At 71.2% G+C, this 12,563-nt stretch carries 9 protein-coding genes; 6 read left to right on the top strand and 3 right to left on the bottom strand.

Annotation, left to right across the window (positions count from 1 at the left end; genetic code table 11):
• Positions 1-9: 9 nt before the first annotated feature.
• Both QIT00_RS16315 and QIT00_RS16310 read right to left on the bottom strand, forming a co-directional pair.
• Entirely contained in the window at positions 10-1,113 is a 1,104-nt protein-coding gene (locus QIT00_RS16315; RefSeq protein ID WP_282535990.1) for a mandelate racemase/muconate lactonizing enzyme family protein, read from the bottom strand.
• A complete protein-coding gene (locus QIT00_RS16310) occupies positions 1,110-2,042 on the bottom strand; it encodes a LysR substrate-binding domain-containing protein (protein WP_282535989.1) in 933 nt (310 codons plus the stop codon). Before QIT00_RS16310 ends, QIT00_RS16315 begins: the two co-directional genes overlap by 4 nt.
• A 237-nt stretch (positions 2,043-2,279) precedes the next feature.
• Here QIT00_RS16310 and benA point away from each other — a divergent pair, with 237 nt between their 5' ends.
• The 6 genes from benA (at position 2,280) to QIT00_RS16280 (ending at position 10,354) form a co-directional block, all read left to right on the top strand.
• Entirely contained in the window at positions 2,280-3,644 is a 1,365-nt protein-coding gene (gene benA / locus QIT00_RS16305; protein ID WP_282535988.1) for a benzoate 1,2-dioxygenase large subunit, read from the top strand.
• Between the two features lie 59 nt (positions 3,645-3,703).
• Positions 3,704-4,222, top strand: coding sequence for a benzoate 1,2-dioxygenase small subunit (gene benB, locus QIT00_RS16300; protein WP_282535987.1), 519 nt, complete (start codon positions 3,704-3,706; stop codon positions 4,220-4,222).
• A 45-nt stretch (positions 4,223-4,267) separates the two neighbouring features.
• The gene (gene benC / locus QIT00_RS16295) at positions 4,268-5,287 is read left to right on the top strand and encodes a benzoate 1,2-dioxygenase electron transfer component BenC (protein WP_282535986.1); all 1,020 of its coding nucleotides are present in this window, start codon (positions 4,268-4,270) and stop codon (positions 5,285-5,287) included.
• Positions 5,284-6,129, top strand: coding sequence for a 1,6-dihydroxycyclohexa-2,4-diene-1-carboxylate dehydrogenase (locus tag QIT00_RS16290; RefSeq protein WP_282535985.1), 846 nt, complete (start codon positions 5,284-5,286; stop codon positions 6,127-6,129). Before benC ends, QIT00_RS16290 begins: the two co-directional genes overlap by 4 nt.
• A gap of 84 nt (positions 6,130-6,213) precedes the next feature.
• A complete protein-coding gene (locus tag QIT00_RS16285) occupies positions 6,214-7,587 on the top strand; it encodes an MFS transporter (protein WP_282535984.1) in 1,374 nt (457 codons plus the stop codon).
• Positions 7,571-10,354, top strand: coding sequence for an AAA family ATPase (locus tag QIT00_RS16280; protein WP_282535983.1), 2,784 nt, complete (start codon positions 7,571-7,573; stop codon positions 10,352-10,354). Before QIT00_RS16285 ends, QIT00_RS16280 begins: the two co-directional genes overlap by 17 nt.
• A 9-nt stretch (positions 10,355-10,363) precedes the next feature.
• Here QIT00_RS16280 and QIT00_RS16275 read toward each other — a convergent pair whose 3' ends face one another.
• Complete coding sequence (locus QIT00_RS16275) at positions 10,364-12,220, bottom strand: ATP-binding SpoIIE family protein phosphatase (RefSeq protein ID WP_282535982.1); 1,857 nt, start codon at positions 12,218-12,220, stop codon at positions 10,364-10,366.
• Between the last annotated feature and the right edge of the window lie 343 nt (positions 12,221-12,563).

Genomic DNA, 12,563 nt, shown 5'->3' with positions numbered 1-12,563 from the left:
CCCGGGGCCTCAGGCGTCCTGGCGGTACCGGGCGAGCTTGTCGGGGTCGATGTCGATGCCGAGCCCCGCGCCTTCGCGGATGCGCAGGGTGCCGTCCTCGATGGAGAGCGGTTCGGTGAGGAGGTCGTCGGTCATGTCGAGGAAGTTCGACAGTTCGCCGGCCCGCCGCGCGGTCGACCGGTGCGCCCCGCCGAAGGCGACGGCGCACAACGTGCCGATCTGACCGTCGATCTGATTGCCCATCACCATCTCGACGCCCAGTCCCTCGCACTGGTGCAGCACGCGCTGGGAGGCGGTGAAACCGGTCCGGGCGGTCTTGATGCTGATGGCGGTGGCAGACCCGCCGAGGAGCTCGCGGGTGACCTCGGCGGCCTGGGTGGCGCTCTCGTCGGCGATGAAGGGGACGGGGCTCTGCCGGACCAGCCAGCGCCGCCCCAGCACGTCGTCGGCCGGGCAGAGTTCCTCCGCGAAGGTCAGACCGAGGTCGGCCATCTCGCGCAGGGCGCGCGCCGACTCGGACGCGGTCCAGCCGCGGTTGCCGTCGATGTACAGCTCCACCTGCGGGCCGAGGGCCTCGCGCAGCGCGCGGCAGGCGTCGACGTCGTTGGTGTACGGCCGTCGGCCGACCTTGACCTTGAAGGTGCTGATGCCGTGGACGTCCCGGATCCGCTCGGCTTCGGCGACCATCTGTCCGGCGGGCGCGAAGCCCACCATGTGGCTCACCCGCATCCGGTCCGTGTATCCGCCGAGCAGACCGGAGACCGGTACGCCGGCCGCCTGGCCCAGGATGTCCCACAGCGCCATGTCGAGGGCGGCCTTGGCGGTGGGATTGCCGACGGTGCGGTCGAGCCTCGCGTGGACGACTTCCCGCTCCAGCGGCGACAGGCCCAGAATCTGCGGCGCGAAGATCTTGTCGATCACCGCCACGATCGACTCCTGCGTCTCGCCGTAGGTGTAGGGCCGGGGCGGGGCCTCCGCCATGCCGGTCAGCCCGTCGTCGGTGTGCACGCGTACGAGCACATGCTCGGCGGTGTGCACCTCGCCGCTGGCGAACTTCAGTGGCTTCCGATACGGGATCGCAAAAGGGATGGCCTCGATCTTGGCGATATTCATGGCGATTCCCCGGGAATTTCGTGGCCGTCAGGCGGCGCAGGTGCGACGAACATTTCGTTTCTTTCCAAGATTTCCAGCAGATTCTTCAGGAGCGGAGATTCGTCGTCCGCGCGCCAGGCGAGGGCCAGACGGACGGGAAACGCACCCTCAAGGGATGTGCACAGCACTCCCTCCCGGGGTGCCGAGCGGATGGAGTCCGGCAGTACGGCGACGCCGAGTCCCGCGGCGACAAGGGCGAGCGCCGCGGAGGTCTCGGTGACCTCGTAGGCGCAGCGCGGATGGAAGCCGGCGGCGACGCAGCTGCGCACGACCGCTTCGTTGACGACGGAGCTCAGCGGGGCCGCGTACATGATGAAGTTCTCGTCCCGCAGCCGTTCCACGTGCACGGTGTCCGCCTCGCTCAGCCAGTGCTCCTCGGGGAGGGCGAGCACCAGCGGCTCGTCGTCGAGGGCCCGGTGGGTGATTCCTTCCCGGCGGATCGGCGGGCGCAGGACGCCGACGTCGAGGCGCCGCTCGGTCAGCCCCAGCTCCTGGGCGGGCGTCAGCATCTCGGTGTGCACCTCCAGCATCACGTCGGGCAGTTCGCGTTTCACCAGCCGCGCCAGGGCGGGCAGTTGGCGGTACGAGGCGGAGCCCGTGAGGCCGACCCGGAGCACTCCCTCCACCCCTGACGCGAAGCGCCCGACCCGTGCCACCGCCTCTTCGACGGCCTTGAGGATGAACTCCACGTCCGTACGGAACACCTCGCCGGCGCTGGTCAGGGAGACCTGCCGGGTGGTGCGGGTGAACAGCGCCACCCCCAGTTCCGTCTCCAGGCGGCGGATCGCCTGGGAGAGCGGGGGCTGCGCCATGTGCAGGCGCTCCGCGGCCTTGCCGAAATGACGTGTTTCGGCGACGGCGGCGAAATACCTCAAATACCTGAGTTCCATCGGGGCTGCCCTTTCTCTGCAGGGCCCTCGATTACCGCTCAGCCTAGGGAGCGGAGCCCATACCAACAAATATCAAGACGCCAGACTATTGAGACGGCGGCGATATCAATACCCCCCTTGGTCAACCCTGGACAAATGTCCGGGGCCGACTTTTCATCGCGATGTCATGGTGCTGAAAAGCAATCGAAACGAATGGGGCGCCGGCCGGGCGGCTCGAACGATGCGGAGGGACGGACCATGGTCCAAGCACACAGTCGCGTGGGGGCCACCCTGGAGAACGCCCTGGTGGAGGACCCGTCGAACGGCGTGTACCGCGTCCGTCGGAGCGTCTTCACCGATGAGGAACTCTTCGACCTGGAGATGACGCACATCTTCGAGGGCAACTGGGTCTACCTCGCCCACGAGAGCCAGATCCCGAACGTCGGGGACTACTTCACCACGCACATCGGCCGGCAGCCCGTCGTCATCTCCCGTGACAAACAAGGTGAGTTGCACGCCCTCATCAACGCGTGCAGCCACCGCGGTGCGATGCTCTGCCGTCGCAAGACCGACAACCGCACCACGTTCACCTGCCCGTTCCACGGGTGGACCTTCAACAACACGGGCAAGCTGCTCAAGGTCAAGGACCCGCGCGGCGCCGGATACCCCGAGCAGTTCAACACCGACGGCTCGCACGACCTGACCAAGGTCGCCCGATTCGAGAACTACAGGGGCTTCCTCTTCGGCAGCCTCAACGGCGACGTCAAGCCGCTCAACGAGCACTTGGGCGAAGCCGCCAAGGTCATCGACATGATCGTCGACCAGTCCCCGGAAGGCCTTGAGGTGCTGCGGGGCTCGTCCACGTACAGCTACGACGGCAACTGGAAGCTGCAGACCGAGAACGGCGCCGACGGCTACCACGTCTCGGCCACCCACTGGAACTACGCGGCGACCCAGGCGCGCCGCACCGCGGGCGAGTCGACGAACGACACCAGGACGATGGACGCCGGCGGCTGGTCCAAGCAGCAGGGCGGCTTCTACTCCTTCGAGCACGGCCACCTGCTGCTGTGGACGAAATGGCTCGATCCCGCGAACCGGCCGCTGGCGGAACGGCGCGACGAGCTGGTGGCGGAGTTCGGCGAGGACAAGGCCGACTGGATGATCGGCGTCTCCCGCAATCTGTGCCTCTACCCGAACGTCTACCTGATGGACCAGTTCAGCTCCCAGATCCGGCACTTCCGGCCCGTCTCCGTCGACAAGACCGAGGTGACGATCTACTGCATCGCGCCGAAGGGCGAGTCGGCCGAGGCGCGTGCCGCGCGCATCCGGCAGTACGAGGACTTCTTCAACGCCACCGGCATGGCGACCCCGGACGACCTGGAGGAGTTCCGCTCCTGCCAGAAGACGTACCTGGCCGACGCGGCCCCGTGGAACGACCTCAGCCGCGGTGCCGTGCACCAGATCGAAGGGCCGGACGAGGACGCCGAGAAGGTCGGCATCAAGCCGATCGCCAGCGGGGTCCGCACCGAGGACGAGGGGCTCTTCCCCATCCAGCACGCCTACTGGCTGCGGAGCATGCGGCGCGCGCTGGCAGCGGAAGCCGAGACCACGCAGCCCGCGTGACGACGACGCGCATCGAAAGGCAGCGGCAGCACATGACGCGCATCGAAAGGCAGCAGCACATGACGACAGCGACAGCGACAGCGCCGGGCACCGTCACGCTGGAGGCCGTCCGCCGGTTCCTCCACCGGGAGGCACGCCTTCTCGACGACCGCGAGTTCGAGGAGTGGCTGGAGTGCTACCACCCGGACGCCGAGTTCTGGATGCCGGCGTGGGCCGACGACGACGAACTCACCAGGGACCCGCAGAGCGAGATCTCGCTGATCTACTACCCCAACCGCGGCGGACTGCAGGACCGGGTCTTCCGGATCCGCACCGACCGCTCCAGCGCCACGAGCCTGCCCGAGCCGCGCACCGGCCACAACATCACCAACGTGGAGATCACGGGTGAGTCCGGCGGCTCCGTGGACGTGCGGTTCAACTGGTTCACGCTCTACTACCGCTACCAGAGCGTCGACACGTACTTCGGTACGTCGTTCTACCGCGTCGACTTCCAAGGCCCAAGCCCGCTGATCACCGCGAAGAAGGTCGTCCTGAAGAACGACTACGTCCATCACGTGGTCGACATCTACCACGTCTGATCCGGACCGCCCTCCGAGACCCGAGTACCCGAAATGAGCAGCACCATGGCATTCCAGATCGCCCTGAGCTTCGAGGACGGCATCACCCGGTTCATCGACTGCGGACCGGACGAGACCGTCGCCGACGCCTCGTACAAGGCCCGGATCAACATCCCCCTCGACTGCCGCGACGGCGCCTGCGGCACCTGCAAGTCGGTCTGTGAGTCCGGGAGTTACGACGGCGGCGACTACATCGACGAGGCGCTGACCGAGGACGAGGCGGCACGAGGCCTCTGCCTGCCGTGCCAGATGACGCCGCAGAGCGACCTCGTGCTGAGCATCCCCTCGACGTCGGCCGCCGCCAAGACCGCCGCGGGCACCTTCACCGCCACGGTCACGGCGATCGAACGGCACTCGCCGAGCACCGTCGGCCTCACCCTCGAAGTCGAGCGCCGCGAGGCCCTGGACTTCCTTCCCGGCCAGTACGTCAACGTCACCGTCCCCGGCACCGACCAGGCCCGCTCGTACTCCTTCAGCTCGGGTCCGCACCAGCAGCAGGCGTCGTTCCTGGTCCGCATCACCGACGGCGGAGTCATGTCGGGCTACCTGGCGGACCGCGCCCAGGTCGGCGACCTCGTGGAGTTCACGGGCCCGATGGGCACCTTCTACCTCCGCGAACTCGCCCGCCCCGCCCTGCTCCTCGCGGGCGGCACCGGCCTGGCGCCGCTCCTTTCGATGCTGGAACGGCTGGCCCAGACGCCGGTCGCGCACCCGGTCCACCTGATCTACGGCGTGACCACCGACCAGGACCTCGTCCACCTGGACACCCTGGAGGACTACACCGAGGTCATCCCCGGGTTCACCTTCGACCACTGCGTGGCCGACGAGTCCAGCCAGGCGCGGAACAAGGGCTACGTCACCGGCCTGATCGACGAGAAGACCCTGCACGACGGCGACGCGGACGTCTATCTGTGCGGACCTCCCGCCATGGTCGAGGCGGTACGCGGCCACATCGACTCCCTCGGCATCATCCCGGCCGGCTTCCACTACGAGAAGTTCGCCGTGGCGGCCGGAGCGGGCCGGTGACGGGCGCGGCGAACGCGGCGTACGCGACGGGCGCGACGGACGCGACGGCCCTGAAAACGGCACACGTGGGCCGCTTCGCCGGGAAGAAGGCCGTGGTCACCGGTGCGGCCCAGGGCATCGGTCTCGCGGTCGCCCGCCGCCTGGTGGCGGAGTCGGCCGACGTCGTCCTGGTCGACCGCTCCGAGCTCGTCCGCGAGGTCGCCGCCGAACTGGCCAGGGAAGGCGGCGACACTCACGCGATCATCGCCGACCTGGAGCAGTACGACGGAGCCGAGAAGGCGGTCGCCGAGGCGCAGGAGCGGCAGGGCCGGATCGACTGCCTGGTCAACAACGTGGGCGGCACCATCTGGGCCAAGCCCTACGAGCACTACACGCCCGACCAGATCCAGGCGGAGGTCCAGCGCTCCCTGTTCCCGACGCTGTGGACGTGCCGCGCCGTCCTGCCGCACCTCATCGAGCAGCGCTCCGGCACCATCGTCAACGTCTCGTCCGTGGCCACCCGCGGCGTCAACCGCGTCCCCTACGCTGCGGCCAAGGGCGGCGTCAACGCCATCACCGCCTCGCTCGCCCTGGAGGCGGCACCGTACGGCATCCGCGTCGTGGCGACCGCCCCGGGCGGCACCGACGCCCCCGCACGACGCGTAGCGCGGGGGCCCGCGGCCCAAGGCGGCCAGGAGGAGTCCTGGTACCAGCAGATCGTCGACCAGACCGTCGCCTCGTCCCTGATGAAGCGGTACGGCTCCCTGGACGAACAAGCCGCGGCGATCGCCTTCCTCGCCTCCGACGAGGCGTCCTACATCACCGGCACCGTGCTCCCCGTCGCCGGCGGAGACCTCGGGTAGCGCCTCGGTCCCCACCCCCGCACGGCCGCACCCGGCCGAACCCTTCACCGCCCCATGGTCCGCTCACGATCACGAGGTACCGCAGTGAACGCTCACGCGCACAGAAACGTCGACCCACGCCATCGCGACAGCCTGCGCTGGATCGTCGGCATCGCCACCGTGGCCCTCGTCTTCGACGGCTACGACCTGGTGGTCTACGGCACGGTCGTGCCCACCCTCCTCCGAGACCCCGGCCAGCTCGGCGCCCTCACCCCCGGCCAGGCCGGAGCACTCGGCTCCTACGCCCTCATGGGCGTCCTGGTGGGCGCCCTGGTCGCCGGTGCCATCGGCGACCGCGTCGGCCGCCGCCGCATCATGCTGGTCAACATCGCCTGGTTCTCCATCGGCATGGGACTGACCGCGACGACCACCAGCTACACCGCCTTCGGTGTCCTGCGCTTCCTCACCGGCATCGGCGTGGGTGCGCTGGTGGCGACCGTCGGCGCGCTGGTCGCCGAGTTCGCCCCGCCGGACCGGCGCTATTTCTACAACGCGATCGTCTACAGCGGTGTCCCCGCCGGTGGTGTGCTCGCGGCCCTGCTTGCGCTGCTCACCTCCGACAGCATCGGCTGGCGCGGACTGTTCCTCATCGGTGCCCTGCCGATTGTCCTCCTGCTGCCCGCGGCTCTGCTGCGGCTGCCGGAGTCTCCCCAGTGGCTGCTCGCCCGTGGGCACGGGGAGCGGGCACGCCGGGTCGCCGAGCGCACCGGCGTCCCCCTGCCCGAAGCGCTGCCCGCCCAGCCCGGCCGAGCGGCGAAGGAGAAGGTCGGCTTCGCCGCGCTCGCCACCCGGCGCTACGCGCTCGCCACCTTCCTCCTCGGCCTGATGAGCTTTTCCGGCCTGCTGCTCACGTACGGCCTGAACACCTGGCTGCCGGAGATCATGGGCCGCAACGGTTACGGACCGTCGTACTCGCTCAGCTTCCTGCTGACGCTCAACGGCGGCGCCATCGTCGGCGGACTCCTCGCCTCGCGGGGTGCCGACCGGCTCGGCGCGCAGCGCGTGATCGCCGCCACCTTCGGGCTTGCCGCCGTGTCCCTGGGCCTTCTGACCTTCCAGCTCCCGCTCGCCGTGCTCCTTGCTCTCGTCGCCGTCGCCGGGGTGGGGACGCTGGGCACCCAGGTGCTGATCTACGGCTTCGTGTCCCACTACTACGACACCGTGTCCCGCGCCGCCGGCGTCGCCTGGTGCGCCGGGTTCGGCAGGCTCGGCGGCATCGTCGGCCCGGTCGTCGGCGGAGCCCTCGTGGGGGCGGGGGTGCCGCCGACGTACACCTTCTACGTCTTCGCCGGCGTCGGCATCGCCGGACTGCTCGTGACCGGATTCGTCCCGCGCGGGACCCCCGTTCCGGCCGTCGCAGCGCCCGGCACCCGGGCGGACCGCGGTGCTAGCGTGCTGGAACATGAGCGTGCGTCCTGATCTGCGACGGAGCTTGATCGGGCGGGCCGACGAGAGCGCCGCGCTGACCCGTCTGATCAGCGACGCCGGTGCGGGCCACCCCTCGATGGCGCTCGTGGAGGGACCGACGGGCATCGGCAAGACCACCCTCGTCGACCACGTCCTGCGAGCCTGCGCGGGCCGACAGCCTCTGCGCGTAGTGCGCGGTGAAGGGGTGGCCTGGGAGGCGGGCGTGGCACTCTGCGTCGCGGCGCAGCTGGCCCGGGCGTGCGGAGCGGATCTCGACCTTCCGGAGCCCGTGCGGGCCGAAGGGGCGGCGCCGGTCCTGGACGCGGCACAACGGCTGCACCGGATCTGGGCCGGGGCGCAGCAGCGGGAGCCCCTCGTCGTGGTCGTCGACGACGCCCACTGGGCGGATGTGGAGAGCCTGCGTGCGATGCGCTCCGCGGTGCGCACGATGTCGACGGAGCGGGTGCTCGTCCTGCTGATCGCGCGGGACGACCCCTTCGGCCTCGACGCGAGCACGCCGCCCCGGACGCTGGAGTTCCTGGACGGCTCCTGCCGGGACACCCTGCGTCTCGGCCCGCTCGGACCGGAGGACGTCCGGGCACTCGCGTGGGAAGCCGGCGGCGTCGCCCTGACCCTTCCCGCGGCGAGGCATCTGTGCCGGCACACCCGGGGCAATCCCCGCCACGCCACCGACCTGCTGTACGAACTGCCACGCGAGACCTGGCAGGAGTGGCACCCGGTCCTGCCGGCCCCCGCCCGCTTCGCAGCGGCGGTCGGGCACCGGCTCACGCGTTGCGGCGAAGCCACCCGGGCCCTGGTGGAAGCCTGCTCCGTCCTCGACGACGACACCCCCGTGGCGAAGGCCGCAAGCCTGGCCCTGATCGACGACCCGCTCCCCGCGGCGGACGAGGCGCGTGCGGCAGGACTCCTCGCGGCGGCCGTGGACACCGGACGCACGGCGCTGTCCTTCCCCCACCCGCTGATCCGGGCCGCCGTCCTCACCGGCATCGGGCTGACCCGACGCAGCGCGCTGCACCGCCGGGCGGCAGAGATCGCCGAGGACACCGGCCGGCGGCTGACGCACCGCGTCGCCGCCACCATCACGGCGGACGCGGAGCTGGCCGACGAACTCGACCGGTACGCGGCCGAGCGCGCGTCCGCGGGTGAGTGGGCGGCGGTGGCCGACACCCTGGTCAAGGCCAGCCGCCTGAGCCTGGCCCGCAGCACGCGCCAGGACCGGTTGCTGCGTGCCGTCGACGCCATGATCGGCGCCGGAGACGTCCCGCAGGCCGCGCTGTTCGCCGCGGAGCTGGAGAGCTTTCCGGTCGGCACGCTGCGCGACGTGGTCCTCGGCCACCTGGCCATCATGCGCGGCCGCGCCGCGGAGGCCGAGACGTTCCTGACGCGGGCGTGGGAGCGCTGCGACCCGGAGCAGCGGCCCGACCTGATGGCCAGGATCTGCCAGCGGCGGGTGCTGCACGCTCTCGGACGCTGTGACGCGCCCGATCTGGTCGCCTGGGCCCGGCGGGCCGTGGAACTGGCGGACCCGAGCGACCCCTCGGCCATCGAGTCCGAGGCCGTCCTGGGGCTCGGCCTGGCTGCCATGGGACGGGTGACCGAGTCGCAAGCGGCGTACGAGGGCGCCGCCGCGAAACTGTCCGGCGGCGCTCAGTCCCAGCGATTCCAGCTCGGCCGAGGCTGGGTGGACCTCGCCCTGGACGCCCCCGAAGCCGCCCGCCGCGAACTCGAAGCCGCCGTACCGACCGGCTTCCGGTCGGGGTCCACCCGGATCTCCCTGTGGGCGCAAGGATGGCTGGCCCGCACCCAGTTCGCGCTGGGTGCGTGGCAGGAGGCCATCGAAACCGTGGACCTCGCGGTGGCCCGCCTCGCCGACGTCCGGATCGAACTGGTCCGCCCGCTCGTGCACTGGACCGGAGCCCAGATCCACGCGCTGCGCGGTGCCTGGGAGGCGGCGGACCACCATGTCAGGGAGGCCGCCGTCGGCATGCACCACTACGAGGTCATGCTGGTGCCCGCGTGCCTGGCGCGCGCCCAGGTCGCCGAAGCACGCGGGGAGTACGAAAGAGTCCTCGAAGCGCTCGCTCCGGTGGTCCGGCTGCCGTCACGGACCAGCGTCGACGAGCCGGGTTTCTGGCCCTGGCAGGACGTCTACGCCAACGCCCTCGTGATGACCAACCGCGTCGACGAGGCCGACACCTTCCTCACCCCGTACGAGAAGCTCGCCGCTCTCCGGGAGCACCGCTCCACCATGGCCCGGCTCGGCCTGGCACGCGGGCGGGTGACCGGTGCACGAGGGGACATCGACGGCGCCCGCCGGGAATTCGAGCAGGCCCTGGCCCACGTCGAACACCTTCCCCTTCCGTACGACCGCGCCCGCGTGAACTTCGCCTACGGCCAGACCCTGCGGCGGGCGGGGAAGCGGCGGGAAGCCGACACGGTCCTGCGGAACGCCCGGGACACCTACATCAACCTGGGCGCCCGCACCTACGTCGAGCGGTGCGAGCGGGAACTTCAGGCGGGCGGGCTGAAGACCAGCCGCGGCGCATCCGGTCTGTCCCGCCTCACCGCGCAGGAACAGGCCGTCGCCCGACTCGTCGCCGGCGGCGCGAGCAACAAGCAGGCAGCCCTGGAGCTGTTCATCGCCGCGAAGACCGTGCAGTACCACCTCACCCACATCTACTCGAAGCTCGGCATCCGCTCCCGCAGTGAACTGGCCGCACGATTCCGGGAAGCCGCGGAGACCGAAGAGCCCAGGTGACCGCCGGCTTCACAGTGAAGCGCCGGATGACGGCCGGACGCCGAGGAGCGGAAGCGCCTCCAGTACGAGCACCGCGAGGTCGTCGTCGATCGGTTCCGGGCTGAAGTTGTGGGCCGCCTGGCGTACGCGCTCCGCGACCGCCTTGGCGCCCAGGCCCACGCAGCCGCGGAGGAGTTCGGCGAGGCCGTCGTTGTCGTCCAACTGCCGGTTGCCGCGGCGGCGTTCGGTCACGCCGTCGGTCACGCAGAGCAGGGTCTCGCCCGGGGCGAGGTGGAACGAGTCGGCGCGGAACTCGGCGTGCTCGTCGATGCCGAGCAGCATCTGCGGCTGGGCGGCCGGCGTCACCGTGCCGTCCGCGGAGAGCCGCAGCGGGAGCGGGTGCCCCGCGCTGGCCACCGTGACGCGGGCGCCGCCGGCGTCCGGGTCCGGCTCCAGCTCGCCGTAGAGCAGGCTCAGGAAGCGGGAGCCCGCCTGCTCGCCGCCGACCGCGACCGCCTCCGCGCCCTCCTCGGCCATCGCGAGGTTCAGCCGGTGCAGCAGGGCCTCGACGCCGTGGCCCTCGCGGGCGAGCAGCCGTACGAGATGGCGGGCCAGGCCGGTGACGGACATGGCCTCCAGATCGTGGCCGCAGACGTCGCCGAGCAGGAAGCACCAGCGGCTCTCACCCATCGGGAACAGGTCGTAGAAGTCGCCGCCGACGGTCTGCCCCTCGCCGGAGGGCTCGTACACGATCGCCGTGTCGACGCCCGGGATCGCCGCGAGGGAGGTGGGGAGCTGGCGGCGTTGCAGCGAGTGGCTGATGTCCGCCTGCCGCGTGTAGTGGCGGGCCGTGACCACCGCCTGCGCGGCCCTGCGTGCCACGTCCTGAGTGACCCGTACGACGGCGTCGGTCATCCGGGGCAGGCCCGCGCGGCCGATCAGCAGGGCGCCGTGGCAGCGGCCGCTCGCGACCAGCGGGAACATCAGCGCGGAGCCGCCCGGTTCGGCGGCGTCCGCGCCCTGTGGCCAGGGCCAGCTCAGGGCGGTGGTGCCGAGCGTGGAGGGCGGCGGGCGCTCCTGCTCCACGGCTCGGCGCAGGGACCGGATCTGCTGCTCGTCCCGGTGCCAGACCCGGGAGAGCCGCATCCTGCCGTTGGTGGTGGTCAGCCAGACGACGCACCAGTCGGCGAGCCTGGGCACGAGCAGCTGGCCGGTGAGCGCGGTGACCATGTCCTCGTCCAGCTGTCCCGCGAGCAGTTCGCTGACCTCGGCGAGGAAGGACGCCCCCGCCCGCTCGGACCGCTCGGGGGCGGCGGTGGGGAGGAGGCCGGGCGTCGGGGCGTGGTGGACGGTCGCGGGGGCGGGACCGGCCTGGTCGTCCGTGCCCGGCCGGGCCTCCAGGAGGCTGTCGAGGCGGAACCAGACGGCTTCCTGGGTCTGTCGGCAGGTCACGCCCCAGGAGTCGGCGAGGGCGCCGAGAAGTTGCAGGCCGTGGGCGCGCAGGCTGCCCCGCAGGTCGGGGCCCTCGGGTTCGCTGCCGGTCAGGTGGCGGTCGAGCACTTCTACGACGAGGCCCACGTGCCGGGGGCCGTCCAGGGGCGGTGAGGCGGGGATGCCGGGCCACGCGTCGAGCCCGGTCTCAAGGCGGCAGCCGATGTCGACCTCAAAGCCGCCGCGCGCGACGGCCGCCGTGGTCAGCTCGCTGACCAGGAGCACCGCGTCGTCGACGAGCCGCTCGCTGACGGCCGCGGGCACCCCGGGAGCGGGCGAGGCGGCCAGGTCGCCGAGGGTGATGCGGAGGAATCGCCGGGCGGCGGAGGGCGCCAGCTCGTCCGCGGGCAGGCGGAGGCGCGATACGGATTCGCGCGGGTCGGCGGAGGTCCCCACGGGCGCCTCCTGGCTCGGTTCCGGCGCTCAGCACGATGAATGTAGTCTAAATCGCACCGGAAGGACTAACAGAACTAACAGCACTAATCCTGGCGTACCGCACAAACAGGGATATTGCGGAATGAAACGTGAGCGGGATCGGCTCGACACTCCTCGCGCGGCACCGCACGGGGGGCCCTCCGGGGACGGCCGGGACGGCGCGGGAACGGAGCCGGACCGCCCGAGCGGGGCGGGTACCGAGCCGGACCGCCCGAGCGCGGCGGGCACCGAGCCGGACCGCCCGAGCGCGGCGGGCACCGAGCCGGACCGCCCGAGCGCGGCGGGCACGGAGCCGGGCCGCCCG

Source organism: Streptomyces luteolus (genome assembly GCF_029968015.1).
Lineage (GTDB): Bacteria > Actinomycetota > Actinomycetes > Streptomycetales > Streptomycetaceae > Streptomyces > Streptomyces luteolus.
Note: the sequence above shows the minus strand (reverse complement) of the source record. Positions and strands in the feature narration are given on the sequence as shown.